Raw genomic sequence first — 16,846 nt, 5'->3', positions numbered from 1 at the left:
TTCCTAGCGCTCCCGGGTTAGGTAGCGCTGGACCAGCGAGATCGCCAGCACCATGAGGAACAGGAGCACTGAGATGGCGGAGCCACCGGCAATGTTCTGTTGCTCATAACCGCGCTGCACGGCCTGGAAGACCAGCGTCTGGGTGGAATCGAGCGGCCCGCCATTGGTCATGACGTCGATTTGCGAGAAGAGCGCAAAGGCCTGCATGGTGATGACGACGAGGATCAGGACGGCGGTGTTGCGCAGGCCCGGCCAGGTGACGAAGCGGAATTTCTGCCAGCTTGACGCGCCCTCGATATCGGCGGCTTCGTAAAGCGTGAGCGGAATGTTCTGCAGCCCCGCCAGCCAGATCACCATATGAAAGCCAACCGCCTGCCAGATCGACATGACGATGATCGCCCACATGGCCGTGTCAGGATTGCCGAGCCAATCGACCGGCCTGAAATGCCCGAAGGAGAGAAACTGCAAGAGGTTGTTCAGAAGCCCGCTGCGCCCGTCATAGATGAAGCGCCAGAGGAGCGAGACGACGACGATCGAGACGACGACCGGCATAAAATAGACGGTACGGAAGACGTTTATGCCGCGCAGCTTCTGATTGATCATCAGCGCCAAAAGAAGCGCAATCAGCGATTGCAGCGGCGCGACGACGGCGACGAAGAAGAGCGTATTGGTCAGCGCCTTCATGAAGACGAGGTCGCGGGCCAGCACCAGAACCCTGGTATTGCCCCAGTCCCAGCCGAACCATTCGCGCATGCCGTTGAGATGCTGAAAGTCGGGATTGTTGCGTGTGAAATCGCGCACGCGCGGATAGCTCAGTTCGCCTTTGTCGCTGACGACAAGGCTGCCGTCTTCGGCCGTTTCTGGCTCCAGCACCAGGGTGCCGACACCGAGCAACTGCTCGAAGTTCGAGGTGCCGACGAATTGGGTCGGATTGGGCGAGATCAGCCGCTGGTTAGTGAAGGAAAACCAGAAGGCAAGGAGAAATGGCACGATCAGGAAAAGCGTGATCAAGAGCAAAGCAGGGCCGCTCATCAGCCATCCGGCGAGCGTATTGGACTGCAGCGATTTGGTCTGGTTGGGGCGCATGTGCGACTGCCTTGAAGACGTGCCGGGAGGCCGGCCCAGAATGATCCGGGCCGACCGTGCTCGGGAGGGAGAGGTTACTGCGCGGCGGCGTAGTTGTTGTTGCGCGCGATATCGGCGTTGATGGCGTCGGTTGCCGCATCAAGGGCATCGACGACGTCGGCGCCATTGGCGATGTCCGACAGGGCCTTGCGGAATTCGAGCGCCTCGAACACATAGCCCGGGGTCACCGGACGCAGCATGGCCTGCTTCTCCGAGAGGGCGTAGAAGCTCTCGAGCGCGCCGCCGGGGGCATAGTTCTTGGTCAAGGCCGCAGCCTCAGCCGTGGCCGGGATCAGGCCTATGCCATCGGAGAAGGCGGCCAGATATTTTGGCTGCAGGGCGAATTCGATAAAGGCGCTGGCGCCATCGGGATGGGCCGAGGTCGACGACACGCCGAACTGCCAGGATGCGCCGCCGATCTTGGGACCGTTGCCGAAGTCAGGTGCGGGGAGGAAGAGCACGTCGTCGCCGAGGGCTTCGAGCGTTTTCACCGCTACCCAATTGCCGTTCCACTGCAGCGCATAATCGCCATCGATGAAGCCGGTTTCGTGGCTTGCCATGTCCTGGCTGGTGCCGGGCACATAGTTGTTGGTGAAAAGGCTCTGCCACCATTCGCCGAACTCGACCGCTGCGTCGCCATTGAGCGCGCCTTCGGCGGTCTCATAGGATGTGCGGTCAACCAGATCGCCACCAAAGCTCCAAAGGAATGGTGCGAAGGCGTAGGGATACCATTCGCCCTGGTCGGCCATGCCGAGGTTCAGCGGATAGTCGAATTCGCCTGAGGCCTTGAGAGTTTCAAGAATGCCGTCGAACTCTTCGCGCGTCCAAGGTTCTTCGAGGGTCGGCACGCGGATGTCGAACTTTTCAAGCGTCGACTTGCGCGCATACATGGCCACCGCAGCGTCCCAGAGGCCGACCGAGTAGACCTGGTCGTTGTATTTGCCGATGGCGCCGGGCAGGAAGCCATCGAGCGCGCCTTCGGAAAGCTGGAGCGGCTGCATATAGCCGGCCCAGGCCCAGTTGGGCATGACGGGACCATCGACGTCGATGATATCGGGCAGGTTGCCGGCAACGGCTGCGGCAACGACAGAGTCATTGTAGGCGGCCTGCGGGAATTCCTGCAGCGAGACTTTCCAATCGGTCTGCGAGCCGTTGAAATCGGTGATGATGCCGTTGATCAGGTCACGTTCCACCGTGCTGCCGGCGCCGTGATACCACATGGTCAGGTTCGTCTGGGCAAAAGCGGCGCCGCCAAGGGCAGTGCTGAAGGCCAGCGTTGCGGCCAGAATGCTTAGGGATTTCACGTGTCTTTCCTCCTGGTAGATAGATGGGTGATGGTGTTGTCGCGCGGCTGGACGCTGTCGCGCCAAACGACAGGGCCTGACACCAGCTCATGGGCCGGTTCGTCCGGGCGTTGCGTGCCGGCGATGAGACGCAGAAGCTTGTCGGCGGCGCGTGCCCCCATGGCGGCATAGGGAAGCTGAGCGCTGGTGAGCCCGGGATGCAGATGTTCGGCGATCATGCGGTAGTCGTCATAGCCGGCCACCGAAATGTCGCGGGGAATGGCTAGGCCGCGCTCGCGCAGCAGGCCATAGACACGCATTGCCATTTTGTCGTTGGCACAACAGATCACGGTCGGTTCGGCGCGCAGGACGCGGTCGAGCGCGTCCCAGAGCAGGTCAAACTCATTGGCCGGAATGGGCAGTGCGCCGACCTGCATAAGTCGCTCGTCGAATTCGATGCCGTTGGTCTTGAGCGCGCGAACATACCCTTCGGCGCGCAGGCCGTGGGCGATCTGTTGCTCGGGCAGGGTGAGGAAGCCGATGCGGCGATGGCCGCGCTTGATGAGGCCGTCTACCAAGGCGAACTGCCCGCCTTCGTCATCCGGCAGAACTGCCGGTGTGTCATCGGTATCGAAGCAGTTGACGAGGACGATGGGACGGTCACGCAGATTGGCCGGGAGGCCCACCTCACGGTGATATTCGGCAACGTAAAGCACCCCTTCGACGCGATGCTCGCGGAACGTTTGAAGGAGGGCAGGGATGCGATCAGCCTGACCGCCGCTATCGGCAATCAGCAGCGTACGATTGCTTTGGGCAATGACGCGCTGTGCGCCCTGCACGAGGTAGATTTCCGGCAGGCCGGTGTCTTCGAACTGGTGCGTGGTGCTGATGGCGCCGGTAATCATGCCGATCAGGCCCGAACGCTGCGAGCGCATGGCACGAGCGGCGCTCGAGGGCGAGTAATTCAACGAGGCCATAGCTGCTTCGACGGCTTCGCGCGTCTTTTCATTGACGGGCGCGTCCCCGTTCATCACGCGGCTGACGGTCTTGGGCGATACGCCCGCAGCTTTCGCAACGTCATAAATTGTGGCCATGCGATCCTCCCTCGGTGGGTCTGTTTGACACGATGCGTCTCTCGCATCCTTGCAATCAGATCTACCGCGATGTCTTCCCGGTGATAGTGACACCGATGTCATGACATCGGTGTCATATACGCATCAGGCGTTTTGTGAGTCAATCCCGCCCGATGGGAGATTGGAGGGTGGCGTCGACAGCAGGAGGTTGGCTAAGAAATCGTCGTCGAGCCCGAATGGTCGCTTTGCGGCGAAAATGCGCCAGAAACCGGGTGTTTCTGATATTGAACTCACTGTGAGAAATATTTTGTATTACGACGGCGCTCTACTCGCAATTATAATTCAGGGTTCTTCTGAAGAAATTATTGGTGACAGAACTTAATTGAGCAATTTGAGCGGAGGTATAATGAGGAAAAAATCAGACATATTTAGTTTACTGCCCGAAGTAATGCGAAATTTGACATGGGCGCTTTGAGTTTCTACGGTCTGGGCATCCGAAAACTGCAGGAGAAGACCTGATGATTTTGAAATCCGGTGGCATTGCCGCCGCGATGACGCTCGCCCTTTTTTCGACCACTATTCCAGGTGCCTTGGCGCAGGACAGCGCCGGATCGGCCTGCGGCACAGACAAGACTATCGATATTGCCGAAATGACCTGGCCATCCGCCGCTGCGTTGGCCCATATCCACGCCACCATTCTCGAAGCCGGTTTTGACTGTAGCGTCGAGATTGTCACCGGCGACACAGTTCCCACTTCCTCGTCCATGTTGACGCGCGGCACGCCGGCCGTCGCTCCCGAGCTTTGGACCAGCACGATCGAAGAACCATGGGCCGAAGGCATTGCCGCCGGGGATGTGGTTCAGCTTTCCGACGCCATTACCGATGGCACGGTCGAGGGCTGGTTCATTCCGCGCTATGTGCAGGAAGCGCATCCCGAGCTGACGACGGCGGAAGCTGTGATTGCGCGCCCAGATCTTTTCGCCGATCCCGAGGAACCCAGCCAGGGGCGCCTTTATTCCTGCCCGCCGGGCTGGGCTTGCGAACTTTCGACAACGGCGCTCTTTGCAGCCTATGACATGGAAGGCGCCTGGAACCTGTTCTCGCCCGGGTCGGGTGGTGCGCTGGATGCCTCGATTGCCCGCGCCTTCACGCGTGAAGAGCCAATCCTATTCTATTATTGGGGGCCAACGGCCATCCTCGGCAAGTACGACGCCGTGCAGCTCGACCTCGGTGAAACCAAGCCCGACGTCTATGCCTGCAACACCGATCCTGATTGCGACGAACCTGCGGGCGTAACCGCCTATCCGTCCTCGCCTGCCGTCGTCGGCGCTGCTGCCTGGCTACAGGAAGACGCGCCCGCCGTCGCCGAATATTTCACCAAGGTCGGTCTCACCAATGCCGAAATCAGCGAACTGCTGGTCTATGGCGATGAGAACCAGGCTGATGCCGCCGCAACCGCCCAGAACTTCCTCAAGACCAAGGAAGATCTCTGGAGCACCTGGGTCTCCGCCGATGTGGCCGACAAGGTCAAGGCGACCCTCAACTAGCTCTTGCTAGAGACAAAAATCGAAGTGGCTGGGCTGCAAGCCCGGCCACCTTCGCGTGATGCCCGAATGCGCCAGGGAACGCGTTTCAGCATCGCGCGTCCTTTGCGAAAGAAGAAGACGTGTTTCCTGAACTGATCGACACAAAGCCCCTGCGCCGCGCCATCGATGACGGCCTCAATTGGGTCGTGCGCAATTGGGGCGACGAATTTGAAGCGGCTGCCTATCCGTTGCTCATGCTGCTCAAGGCCATCGAAGACCTGCTGGTCGCGACACCCTGGTGGCTCATCATGGCCATTCTCGTGGGGGTCGCCTGGCTCGCCACCCGCAGTTGGAAGCTGCCGGTAATCGTGCTCCTTTCGCTTCTCTTCCTGGGCGTCATGGACCTCTGGAAGGATGCCATGACGACCATGGCACTGATGATCGCTGCGACCATCACGGCCATCCTCGTTTCCATCCCGGTCGGAGTCTGGATGAGCCGCTCGCTTAACGTCCGCAACGTCGTTACGCCCGTGCTCGACCTGATGCAGACGCTGCCGAGTTTCGTCTATCTCATTCCCACGGTGATGATCTTTGGGCCAGGCAAGATTCCGGCGCTGATCGCCACTATCGTCTATGCCGCGCCGCCGCTGGTGCGTCTCACTGATCTCGGCCTGCGCTCCGTCGACCCGGCCGTCATGGAAGCAAGCCGCGCCTTCGGCACCAATCCGCGCCAACGCCTTTTCGGCGTGCAGATTCCGCTGGCGTTGCCGACCATTCTGGCCGGCATCAACCAGACCACGATGATGGCCCTCGCCATGGTCGTTATCGCCTCGATGATCGGCGCAGGGGGGCTTGGCTATCAGGTGCTGCAGGGCATCGGCCGCCTCGAGGTCAGCCGCGGCCTTTTTGCCGGCCTCGGCATCGTCGCTCTCGCGATCATCTTCGATCGCGTCACCCAATCCTTCGGCAAACAATTGCAAGGGCGCATCGGCCTCGCGGAGGCACGCTGACATGAACGCCATGACAGATATCAAGACTGACCCGACAGACATGACTGACCTCGCCATCGCCATCGCCATGCGCGGCGTCACCAAGATTTTCGGCGACAAGCCGCAGGAGGCCCTGGCCCTGTTGCAGTCCGGAAAATCCAAGGCCGAGGTGCAGGCAGAGACCAATCACGTCGTTGGTCTCGACAATGTCTCGCTCGACATCGCGCGTGGCCAGATTTTCGTGGTCATGGGCCTTTCCGGTTCCGGCAAGTCGACCCTCATCCGCCACGTCAACCGTCTGATCGAGCCGACGGCAGGTGAGATCGTTGTCAACGGCACGGACGTGCTCAAGATGAGCCTCAATCAGCTTCGCACCTATCGGCGAACCCAGGTGGCGATGGTTTTCCAAAAGTTCGGCCTCATGCCGCACCGATCGGTCATCGACAATGTCGCCTATGGCCTCGAAGTGCGAGGCGTGCCGAAGGCCGAACGGCTCAAGGAAGCGGCCAAATGGATCGAGATCGTCGGCCTTTCCGGCTACGAACAGTCGCGCCCCCGCCAGCTTTCCGGCGGGCAGCAGCAGCGCGTGGGCCTTGCTCGCGCTCTCGCGCTCGATACGGAGATCATCCTCATGGACGAGGCTTTCTCAGCGCTCGATCCGCTGATCCGCTCGGGCATGCAGGACCAATTGATCGAACTGCAAAAGACGCTGGGCAAGACCATCTTGTTCATCACCCATGACTTCGATGAAGCCCTCAAGATCGGCGATCGCATTGCGGTGCTGAAGGATGGCGCAGTGCAGCAGGTCGGCAAACCCGAAGATATCGTGCTGCGACCTGCAAACGAGCACATCGAGGAATTCGTCCGCGAGGTGAACAAGGCCCGAGCCATCCATGTTCGATCGATCATGGAAAGGGGCGAGCACGAGCATTGCCAGGCGTCCGTTTCCCAAGACGCACGGTGTGAGGATGTCCTGCCATTGTTTGCCGAACATCAATGGGTTGGCGTGCAGGACAGTGACGGTCGCCAAATAGGTCGAGTTACAGCCAAGCAGGTCATCAAGGCCATTGCGCGTCATACTCCTGGCCTGAACTAGGCACGCCTTACCGTCGGCACTCAAGCCATATTGGACCAGGCGAAGTCTCAGTCCGTGATAGAAGGGACCGACCAGATCGATGCTCAAAGGCTCTCGCCGGCGAGGTTTGCCGACGATAGCCTGCCGTAAGGCAGTTGGCATCCCATACAAGGGGGGACGCTTCGTCCGTGCTTGGTCCAGCACGGAGATCGGGGTAAGCGACAGCACCCAATCTCGCGCGTCATCGGGGCCTTGCGGTGCGGCCCATTGGAGCCATAAGTTGCTTATTGGCTACGCTTTTTGGGCTCGCTCCTGGGGGCAGTTGTCGTGGCTTGCGAGGCTATGCCATGGTACTTTCGAAAGCCGATTTGCTTGACTTTGCTCCCGGCGCGCCTGGCATCACGCCCAGATGGACGTCCAGTGCCAAGAGTGGTGTAGGCACGGCCCTATCCCGAAAATCCCCGGTCTGGTTCACCCTTAGCCACGGCGTTCTGAACGAAGTCTACTACCCGCGCGTCGACAGTGCCTGCACGCGCGACTTCGAACTCCTGATCACCGGGCCGGACGGCTATTTCTCCGAAGAGAAGCGCGATTGCCAAAGCACGACGACCCATCTCGAAGATGGCGTGCCGGCGTTCCACATCGTCAACACGGCGAGAGATGGTCGATATCGGATTGAAAAGCAGATCATCACTGATCCTGATCGTCCCGCCCTCATCCAGCGGATCAGCTTTATCCCGCTCGTTGGAACCCTGGCCGACTATCGCATCTATGCGCTGCTTGCCCCGCATCTCGTCAATGCCGGAATGGGCAATTCCGCATGGATCAGCGCGCAACGCGATGTGACGCTGCTCTATGCCAGCGGGCGCTCGCGCTATCTGGCGCTCGGAGGTTCACTGCCCTGGCGTAGCCGCTCCGTTGGATTCGTCGGACAGTCCGATGGGTTCCAGCAATTGAGCAAGACCGGCCTGCTCGATCCGCAATATCAGCGCGCCGACGACGGCAATGTCGCCATCACTGCCGAGATCGGCTTTGGTGAGCAGAACCGCGTCGATCTGGTCCTCGGTTTTGGCCAGTCCGAGACCGAAGCCGGGGCCAATGTGCTCGAAAGCCTGCGCGGTGGCTGGGACAAAGCCGTTGCCGATTACTGCAAAAACTGGCGTGGCTGGCAGGCTGGCTTGAACAATCTTGACAGATCTGTGCCTGGCAAGATCAATGCCTATCGGGTGTCGACTGCGGTCCTCGCCAGCCACCGAGCCGTCGATCGACCGGGAGCGGTGGTCGCAAGCCTCTCCGTCCCCTGGGGCACAAGCAAAGGCGACGACGATATGGGCGGCTACCACCTGGTGTGGCCGCGTGATCTCGTCGAAACCGCAGGCGGTTTTCTGGCGGCCGGCGATCATCGCGAGGCCTGGAGCATCCTTGAATATCTGCGCGAGGTGCAATTGTCCTCCGGCCATTGGGCTCAGAACATGTGGCTCGATGGCAGGCCTTATTGGCGCGGCGTCCAGATGGATGAATGCGCTTTCCCTATCCTCCTGGCCGACCTGTTGCGGCGCGAGGGCGTTCTCAAGGGCGAGGCATTGCAGCGTTATCTGCCCATGGTCCGGGCCGCCGCCGGCTATATCATCGCCAATGGTCCGGCCAGTCGCCAGGATCGTTGGGAGGAGGACGGCGGCTACAGCCCCTTTACGCTTTCGGTCGAGATCGCCGCTCTCCTCGCCGCGGCCGACCTTCTCGGAGACGAAGGGGCCGGAAAACACCTGCGCGAGACGGCGGATTGTTGGAACGAGCAGATCGAAAATTGGACCTATGTCGGCGATCCCGACCCCGGTCTCGGCGTTGGCGGCTACTATGTTCGCATGGGCAATGACCGGACCACCGATATCGCCGATGCCGGTTCCGGCGTGACCGTTATCCGCAACCAGATCACCGGCAAATCCGAACTGCCGACCCGGAATGTCGTTAGCCCCGACGCACTGGCCCTTGTGCGTTTCGGCCTGCGCGCTGCAGACGATCCGCGCATTCTCGATACTATCAGGATGATCGACGCCACCCTCAAGGTGGAGCTGCCGCAAGGCCCGCTCTGGTATCGCTATACCGGCGATGGCTATGGCGAGCACGTCGATGGCTCCTCCTTCAACGGCACGGGGCAGGGTCGTGCCTGGCCCTTGCTCGCAGGCGAACGCGCGCATTATGAGCTTTGCGCCGGGCGGCCCGAAGAGGCCGAACGGCTCCTGGAGACCCTCGAAGCGTCGGCGAGCGTCGAAGGCCTCCTTCCAGAGCAAAGCTGGGACGCAGCCGACATTCCCGATCGCGAGCTATTCCTTGGGCGGCCGTCGGGTAGTGCCATGCCGCTTGTTTGGGCCCATGCCGAGCACATCAAGCTTCTGCGCTCGCTCGCCGACGGCGCTGTGTTCGATATGCCGCCGCAGACGTATGCGCGCTATATCGCCAGGAAGACGCCATCACACCTGCGTATCTGGCGGCTCAATAACGCCATCACCCGCGTGCCGCCCGGTAAAACGCTGCGGCTCGAACTGACTGAGCCCGCCCTTGTGCATTGGGGACTCGACGATTGGCAGTCAGCAACTGACACGAAAACGCGCGAAAGTGGTCTTGGAACCTACGTGGCCGATCTCGACATATCCAAACTAGAGCCGGGAAGGGCGGTGGTCTTCACCTTCTTCTGGCTCGACGGCGAGCGCTGGGACCCATCTGAATATAGGGTCCAGGTGGTCGGCGAATAAGCGTCAAACAGGAGCTAGGCATATGCAGCTGGGAATGATTGGTCTGGGTCGCATGGGGGCCAACATGGTCAGGCGACTGATGCAGGCGGGCCATCAATGCGTGGTACAGGACCTCAACCCGCAAAGCGTTGCGGCGCTGGTCGCCGAGGGTGCCATCGGAGCCTCTGATATTGCCGATCTCTTGGCCAAGCTCGCAAAACCCCGCGCCGTCTGGCTGATGCTCCCCGCGGCGATCACCGGTCGCGTTGCCCGAGAGATCGCCAGCCAGATGGAACTGGGCGACATTCTCATCGATGGCGGCAATTCCAACTATCGCGACGCGGTGGACCTCGCCGCGGAATTTGCCGCGAGGGGCATTTCCTATGTCGATATCGGCACGAGCGGCGGCGTCTGGGGCCTGCAACGCGGCTATAGCCTGATGGTGGGCGCTTCGGTCGAGGCGGTGAAAACGCTCGACCCCATCCTCGCCGCACTCGCCCCGGGCCAGGATGGCTCCGGCGCCACACCCGGCACGGCGGACACGGCAAGCCAGGGCTATCTCCATTGTGGCCCGCCGGGCGCCGGGCACTTCGTCAAGATGGTGCACAACGGCATCGAATACGGCATCATGGCCGCCTATGCCGAAGGCCTTAACATTCTCAAGGCTGCCGATGCGGGCAACGAAAAACGCGCCGCCGACGCCGAGACAGCGCCCCTCCACAATCCCGAATACTACCGCTTCGACATCGATCTCGCCGCCGTCACCGAAGTCTGGCGTCACGGCAGCGTCATCGGTTCCTGGCTGCTCGACCTGACCGCGCAGACCCTCAAGGACGACGCGACCCTCTCGCGCTTTGGCGGGAAGGTTTCGGACTCCGGCGAAGGCCGCTGGACCCTGCAGGCCGCCATCGAAACCGGGGTTCCGGCGCCGGTCCTCTCCTCTGCCCTCTTCAACCGTTTCGCCTCGCGCGATAACGACGAATTCGCCAACAAGCTGCTTTCGGCAATGCGCTACTCTTTTGGCGGGCACGAAGAGAAATGAGCACAACCAGACCCCCGGACGATCGCTCCGACGCGCTCGTGGTTTTCGGCGCTACGGGCGATCTGGCCTATAAGATGATCCTGCCATCGCTCTACCAGATGGTGCGCCGCGGTAATCTCAGCGAGCCCATCGTCGGCGTCGCCTTCGACGATTGGGATGTCGAAAAATTGGCCGAGCGGGCTCGGGACGGCATCACTAGGCAATTTGGTAGCGTGGATGAAGCCGTGTTTGCCCGGTTCAAGTCGCAACTGCGCTATGTCAGCGGCGACTACAAAAATGCCGAGACCTTCGAGAAGCTGCGCACCGCGCTCGGCGGCGCTACCCACCCGCTCTATTATCTCGCCATTCCTCCCTCGCTCTTTGGCACTGTCATTGATGCGTTGAAGGCCGCAGGTATCGCCAAGAAGTCGCGACTGATGGTTGAAAAACCCTTTGGACATGATCTTGCGACTGCAAAGGCGCTCAACGCGGTGCTGCATCGCGCCTTCCCTGAAGAAGCGGTCTTCCGCATCGACCATTTCCTCGGCAAGGAAGCGGTGCAGAACCTCTTATATTTCCGCTTCGCCAATGCCTTTCTCGAGCCGGTCTGGAATCGCACCTATGTCGAAAGCGTGCAGATCACCATGGCCGAGGACTTTGGCATTGCCGGTCGCGGCAAGTTTTATGACGAAGTCGGCTGCATTCGCGACGTGATCCAGAACCATCTGGTCAACGTGCTTTTGCTTCTCGCCATGGAGCCACCGGTCACCAGTGCGTCAGACGATCTCAGCGACGAAAAGGTACAGATTCTCAAGGCGATGCGCCCGCTGACCGAAGCCGATGTGATCCGTGGCCAGTTCGACGGTTATCGCGACGAGCCCGGTGTCGCGGCGGACTCCAAGGCTGAAACCTTTGCTGCAGTGCGGCTCTTCGTCGATACCTGGCGTTGGAAAGGCGTGCCCTTTTATATCCGCGCCGGCAAGCAATTGCCGGTTCGCGCCACCGAAGTCGTGGTTCGTTTCCGCAAGCCGCCGGTTGCCCTCTTCGATGACGTGGAGGACGCTGCTGCCAACTACGTCCGCTTCCGCGTCGGCCCGCAGGTGACGATTGGCATAGGGGCGCGGCGTAAGGCAGCGGGCAGCGACATGGTCGGCGAGCCCGTCGAACTCGATGCCGTCGATGACACTACCGACGACATGATGCCCTATGAGCGCCTGATCGGCGACGCCATGGACGGAAAGCGTCAGCTTTTCACGCGCCAGGATGCGTCCGAACTCGCCTGGCGCGTTGTGGATCCCGTCCTCGCCCGCAAATCCGCCCCGGCTTCCTATGCTCCCGGGAGTTGGGGGCCACACGCCGCGATGCAGGGTTTCGAGCCGCCCGGAGGTTGGGTGGATCCGGGCAAGGATGGAGTGATCCTCCATGGAAAATAAGGAGCCCGTCGTCCTCGCCATCGATATCGGCGGTTCGCACGTCAAGATCTTGTCGAGCGCCGGCGGCGACGAGCGAAAGGCCGTTTCCGGCCCCACGATGAATGCGGCGACGATGGCTGACATCGTCGAAAAGCTGGCTGATGGGATCGACTACGATGTCATCGCCATGGGCTATCCCGGCCCGGTCGTGCACGACAAGGTACTCAGCGATCCACACAACCTCGCCCCCGGCTGGGTTGGTTTCGACTTCGCCAAGCGTTTCGGCAAGCCGGTGCGGATCGTCAACGACGCGCTGATGCAGGCCATCGGCAGCTATCAGGGCGGCCGCATGCTTTTTCTCGGCCTTGGCACCGGCCTCGGCGCCGCCATGATCGTTGAGAACATCGCGCAGCCCATGGAACTGGCGCATCTGCCCTATCGGAAGGGCCGCACGTTCGAGGACTATCTTGGCGAAGCGAGCCTTGAGAAACGCGGCCATGACAAATGGCAAAAGCATGTCTTCGATGCTGTCGAACAGCTCACGGCGGCCATGGAGCCCGACTATGTGGTGATCGGCGGCGGCAATGCCGTGAGGCTCGACCATTTGCCACCCAAGGCCCGGCGCGGCGATAATGCAAATGCCTTCAAGGGCGGCTTCGCGCTGTGGTTGGACAAGGCCCTGGTGGTCTAGCGGCAGCGCTTGGCCGCTTCGCGCTCGTGTCCGCCGAACCGGCAGCGGCTCACAGGTGGCATCGGCTCCTCGCCAGGCTTCTATGTATTGCGAATAGCAGATGCTAGCTGGTGTTGCGTAGACCGCGGGGTTCGAGGTTTGCTACCGTAGGCGGGGCTACGTCAATCGACGCGCTTTCGAGCGGTTACCTCGATCTCGACTTTTATCTCTTCCACCGGGAAGCCGCAGATGATGGTTGTATTGGTGGGGCGGGGATCGGAAAAGGTTTCGCCAAGCACCTTTGATACTGTCATCACGTCCTGCCGGTCGGCGATATAGACGTTGAGGCGGACGATGTCGCTGAGGCCAGCATCGGCCTGCTCCAGCGCGCGGGCAATGGTCCGAAGCGACTGGCGGGTCTGCTCGTCGGGATCGGGCGAGATGGTGCCATCCTCGTTGTGCCCAGCCGTGCCGGAGACGAAGACCCATTCGCCGTCAACCAAGGCGCGGGAATAGCCGGCCAGCTTTTCGAATTTCGAGCCGAAGGAAATGGCGCGGCGGTCAGTGGACATGGGGGCGGTCTCGATGTTGGGAGGGAATGCGCAGGGCGTCATGCGCGGAAATGGCCTGGCTTCTCGGCTCAGGCTGTGTCGGAGGTTTCTTCTTCTGCCGCCAGAATATCGAGCAGCAGGTCTTGCGAGCCTTTAATGTCGGCTTCACAGGCCATGCCCAGCGCGATCCAGTCGCGCCCGCGAATGGCCTGGATCATGGCTTCGTGCTGGTCAGTGAAGCCGGAACGGTGCTCGGTTTTAAGCAGGTCACTCATCCGGTCGGAGAGGAAGCGGACATAGGGGCCGGAGCGCAGCCAGAGGTTTTCGATCTGGCTGAGCAGCACGCGGCTGCCGGCGGCCTGGTAGATGTGGAAGTGGAACGCGCGATTGGCCGCGGTCATTTCGGTATTATTGCCGGCGCTGGCGCTGGCCCGGTGATGGGCGAGGATCTGCTCGAGCGTGGCGATGTCCGGCTCGGTGAGCAGCGGACCAGCAATGCGGGCGGTGGCGCCTTCGACGATCATGCGCGCCAGGGTGATGTCGCGCAGTTCCGGCGCAGTGATGGCGGGAACATAGGCCGTGCCGGAGGCTGAAATGCTGAGAGCGTTTTCTGAGGCGAGGCGGCGCAGCGCTTCGCGCACTGGCATATGCGAGGTGTGGAAGCGCTCGGAAAGCGACGCGATAGTAAAGGCTTTGCGGGCTTCGAAGGCGCCTGACATTAGGGCGTCGCGCAATTGCTCATAGACGAGATCGTGCACCGTCTTGCGGGAGGAGACAGGCTTCAGCTCGCCGGTCGAGAATTTGCTTTCGAGCAATCCAATACCCTTTCCTATCGGCCGCGATCCCTATTCTTTGCTAGTATGATCAACCGCCACCCATCGCAACTCGGAAATACCGCTAGCCCAGTTGCCTGACAAAGGCGGCGACCCGGTCGAGTGCCGTATCGATCTCTTCCAAGGACAGTGATCCGAAACAGACGCGCAAGCGGCCTTCGCCCGCGGCACCATAGAAGCTGCCGGCCTCGGTGACGACGCCGGTCTCGTCCATCAGCCGCTCGGCCAGGGTCTGGGCCGGTAGGCCGAGGGCGGAAATGTCGGGGAAGGCATAGATGGTGCCCTGAGGCCAGGGGCAGGTGATGCCGGAAATCTGGTTGAGGCGGGTGACGACGCGGTCGCGCTTGGCACGGTCGTCAGCGATCAGTTCGGACAGGACAGCGGGATCGCCGGTGAGCGCGGCCAGGGCGCCTTCCTGGATGAAGGTATTGACGTGGGTCACGTCATTGGCGGTGATTTTGAGGATCGCGCCGACCGCCGCCTTGGGGGCTGCCAAGTAGCCGATGCGCCAACCGTCCATGGCATAGCTCTTGGTGAAAGCGAAGAGCGTCACCGTGCGCTCGGCCATGCCGGGCAGGGAGGCGATGGAGATGTGCCTGGCCTCGTCATAGACGATCTCTTCGTAGACCTCGTCCGAGACCACGATCAGGTCGTGGCGGATGGCGATGTCCGCCAAAGCCAGCAATTCCGCGCGTGAATAGACGCGGCCGGTCGGATTGCACGGATTGATCAGTACGATCATCTTGGTGCGCGGGGTGACGCTGGCCTCGATACGCGCCGCATCGATAGCGTAATCCCTGGCGGCGTCGAGTGGCACCGGCACCGCTATGCCCCCGGCCAGCTCGATCTTGCCGATATGCTGGGGGTAGTAGGGTTCGAGCAGGATGACTTCGTCGCCATCGTCGATAAAAGCCATGAGCGCGGCATAGGAGCCGTGGGTCAGGCCATTGGTCACGACGATCTGGTCGGGCGAGACGTCCATGCCGTTCTGTCGGGCGAGCTTTGCAGCGGCGGCTTCACGCAGTGGCAGAATGCCTGGCAAGTCTGAATAGTGCACCTTGCCGTCCTGGATCGCGGCAATGGTGGCGTCCTTGATGTGCTGAGGCGTGTCGGCAAAGGGCTTGCCAAGCTCCATGTGGATCAGGTCGTCGCGGCCGCTGGCTGCGGCGCGTGCATACATGCCGAAGGATTTTTTCGAAGTGCCGGTGATGCGGCGGGCGAGTTGCTTCATGTCACTGATATCCTGACGGCGTTCATGGTCGCTTGTTGTGCGATCATCGGGCCAATGTGTCCTTGAGGCGGGCCTGGAGGAGGGCAGCCGAGGCCACGATTGGCGTAAAGCGGTGGAAGGGCAGCGGGCGCAGAGGCCGCAGCGGAATAGGCAATTGCTTGGGGTCTTCACCCAGGGCGGCGCGGGCCAGCACGCGCCCGAGCTGCGCCGCCATGGCGATGCCGCGACCATTGCAGCCAATGCCGCCGAACCAGCCCTCGCCCAGTTTATGAATGCGCGGCATGAAATCGGGCGTCATGGCGGCGACGCCGGTCCACACCACTTCGGGCGTCACGGCCTGGGGCAGGCCGAGCTCACTGCTGAGCCGTTCGGCAACGGCGCGACCGAGGCGTTCGAAAGCGCCAAAGGGAATGGCCGCCATGCCGCCGCTGATCAGGCGATTGTCGCGATCGAGCCGATAGGTGAAGAGGTTCTGGCGCGTGTCGCCGACGGGGCGCCCGTCGGGGGCGATGCGCCGAACCGTTTCGGGATCGGCCGGGGAGGTGGCGATTTGATAGACGCGCAGAGGCACGGTCGAACGGCCCATGCGCGCGGCAGCGCCAGTCGTGAAGGCGTTGGTGCAGAGCAGCACCTTGCTGGCAATGAGGGTTGCGCCGGAGCGCATGGTGAGGCGCCAGCTGGTGCCGTCGCGCGTCACCTTGTCGACAGTTTGCCCCTCAAGCACGGCACCGCCGCGGCGGCGCACGGATTGCACGAGGCCACGCAGATAATCGAGCGGATGGATGGTGCCGCCTTCGGCGTCGAGCAGGGCGCCGGAATAGATGTCCATGCCGGTCTGTTCGCGGATTTCATCAGCGTCGAGAAATGAGACGGGACGCCCGAGATCGCGCCAGAGGGCAGCGCGGGCTTTGAGCATTTCGGCGCTGGCGGCGCCGAAGGCTGGGTTCAGCCAGCCGGTCTGGCGCGCATCGCAGGCGATGCCCTCTTCCTCTATGGTGCGAAACACCGCATTGGCACCGTCACCGACGAGGCGCAGCAGGGCATTGCCGCGTTCGGTGCCGAGTTTGGCGCGTACCGCGTTGGGATCGGCCTTGGCGAAATTGGGGACGACAAAGCCGGCATTCATGCCGCTGGCGCCGGTGCCGATGCGGCCCGCTTCCAGCACGGCGACGGAGCGTCCGGCGATGAGCAGTTCGCGGGCTGCGGTGAGGCCGGTGAAGCCGCCGCCGATCACGGCGACATCAACGGATTGAGGCAGCGTGGCGTCGGTTTCTGCCGGCAGCCGTGCCGTGCGTGTCCAGAGCGTGTCCGGGGTGGGAAGAGGCATG

General features: G+C 61.7%; 14 protein-coding genes. 7 read left to right on the top strand and 7 right to left on the bottom strand.

Annotated features, from left to right (window positions below; translation table 11 throughout):
* Nucleotides 1–3: 3 nt before the first annotated feature.
* From J7557_RS20680 to J7557_RS20670, 3 genes are all read right to left on the bottom strand, one after another.
* A complete protein-coding gene (locus tag J7557_RS20680; protein ID WP_291422205.1) occupies nucleotides 4–1,086 on the bottom strand; it encodes a carbohydrate ABC transporter permease in 1,083 nt (360 codons plus the stop codon).
* A gap of 74 nt (nucleotides 1,087–1,160) precedes the next feature.
* Nucleotides 1,161–2,429: an extracellular solute-binding protein gene (locus J7557_RS20675; RefSeq protein WP_291422203.1), complete on the bottom strand. Its 1,269-nt coding sequence runs from the start codon at nucleotides 2,427–2,429 to the stop codon at nucleotides 1,161–1,163.
* A complete protein-coding gene (locus tag J7557_RS20670) occupies nucleotides 2,426–3,502 on the bottom strand; it encodes a LacI family DNA-binding transcriptional regulator (RefSeq protein ID WP_291422201.1) in 1,077 nt (358 codons plus the stop codon). The genes J7557_RS20675 and J7557_RS20670 overlap by 4 nt, the downstream gene beginning before the upstream one ends.
* 497 nt (nucleotides 3,503–3,999) lie before the next feature.
* Here J7557_RS20670 and J7557_RS20665 point away from each other — a divergent pair, with 497 nt between their 5' ends.
* From J7557_RS20665 to J7557_RS20635, 7 genes are all read left to right on the top strand, one after another.
* Nucleotides 4,000–5,028: a glycine betaine ABC transporter substrate-binding protein gene (locus J7557_RS20665; RefSeq protein ID WP_291422199.1), complete on the top strand. Its 1,029-nt coding sequence runs from the start codon at nucleotides 4,000–4,002 to the stop codon at nucleotides 5,026–5,028.
* Between the two features lie 119 nt (nucleotides 5,029–5,147).
* Nucleotides 5,148–6,017 carry a proline/glycine betaine ABC transporter permease gene (locus J7557_RS20660; RefSeq protein WP_291422197.1) on the top strand — a complete coding sequence of 290 codons (870 nt, stop codon included), beginning with the start codon at nucleotides 5,148–5,150 and terminating at the stop codon, nucleotides 6,015–6,017.
* A gap of 1 nt (nucleotide 6,018) precedes the next feature.
* Complete coding sequence (locus J7557_RS20655; RefSeq protein ID WP_367272920.1) at nucleotides 6,019–7,092, top strand: glycine betaine/L-proline ABC transporter ATP-binding protein; 1,074 nt, start codon at nucleotides 6,019–6,021, stop codon at nucleotides 7,090–7,092.
* Between the two features lie 326 nt (nucleotides 7,093–7,418).
* Nucleotides 7,419–9,821, top strand: a complete 2,403-nt coding sequence (locus tag J7557_RS20650; protein WP_291422195.1) for a glucan 1,4-alpha-glucosidase — start codon at nucleotides 7,419–7,421, stop codon at nucleotides 9,819–9,821.
* 22 nt (nucleotides 9,822–9,843) lie between these two features.
* On the top strand, nucleotides 9,844–10,842 hold the full coding sequence (gene gnd / locus J7557_RS20645) for a phosphogluconate dehydrogenase (NAD(+)-dependent, decarboxylating) (protein ID WP_291422193.1): 999 nt from the start codon (nucleotides 9,844–9,846) through the stop codon (nucleotides 10,840–10,842).
* A complete protein-coding gene (gene zwf / locus J7557_RS20640; protein ID WP_291422191.1) occupies nucleotides 10,839–12,254 on the top strand; it encodes a glucose-6-phosphate dehydrogenase in 1,416 nt (471 codons plus the stop codon). The genes gnd and zwf overlap by 4 nt, the downstream gene beginning before the upstream one ends.
* Nucleotides 12,244–12,924: an ROK family protein gene (locus J7557_RS20635; protein ID WP_291422189.1), complete on the top strand. Its 681-nt coding sequence runs from the start codon at nucleotides 12,244–12,246 to the stop codon at nucleotides 12,922–12,924. Before zwf ends, J7557_RS20635 begins: the two co-directional genes overlap by 11 nt.
* Before the next feature lie 161 nt (nucleotides 12,925–13,085).
* Here the strand turns inward: J7557_RS20635 and J7557_RS20630 are convergent, their stop codons facing one another.
* The 4 genes from J7557_RS20630 to J7557_RS20615 all read right to left on the bottom strand — a co-directional run bounded on the left by J7557_RS20630 (nucleotide 13,086) and on the right by J7557_RS20615 (nucleotide 16,845).
* Complete coding sequence (locus tag J7557_RS20630) at nucleotides 13,086–13,475, bottom strand: RidA family protein (RefSeq protein WP_291422188.1); 390 nt, start codon at nucleotides 13,473–13,475, stop codon at nucleotides 13,086–13,088.
* A gap of 68 nt (nucleotides 13,476–13,543) precedes the next feature.
* Nucleotides 13,544–14,269 (bottom strand): GntR family transcriptional regulator, encoded by a 726-nt coding sequence (locus J7557_RS20625; RefSeq protein WP_291422186.1) that lies wholly within the window; start codon nucleotides 14,267–14,269, stop codon nucleotides 13,544–13,546.
* Between the two features lie 82 nt (nucleotides 14,270–14,351).
* Nucleotides 14,352–15,518, bottom strand: coding sequence for an aminotransferase class I/II-fold pyridoxal phosphate-dependent enzyme (locus tag J7557_RS20620; protein WP_291422184.1), 1,167 nt, complete (start codon nucleotides 15,516–15,518; stop codon nucleotides 14,352–14,354).
* Between the two features lie 43 nt (nucleotides 15,519–15,561).
* The gene (locus tag J7557_RS20615) at nucleotides 15,562–16,845 is read right to left on the bottom strand and encodes an FAD-binding oxidoreductase (protein ID WP_291422182.1); all 1,284 of its coding nucleotides are present in this window, start codon (nucleotides 16,843–16,845) and stop codon (nucleotides 15,562–15,564) included.
* Nucleotide 16,846 lies beyond the last annotated feature (1 nt).

The organism is Devosia sp., from assembly GCF_017744655.1.
GTDB lineage: Bacteria > Pseudomonadota > Alphaproteobacteria > Rhizobiales > Devosiaceae > Devosia.
Note: the sequence above shows the minus strand (reverse complement) of the source record. Positions and strands in the feature narration are given on the sequence as shown.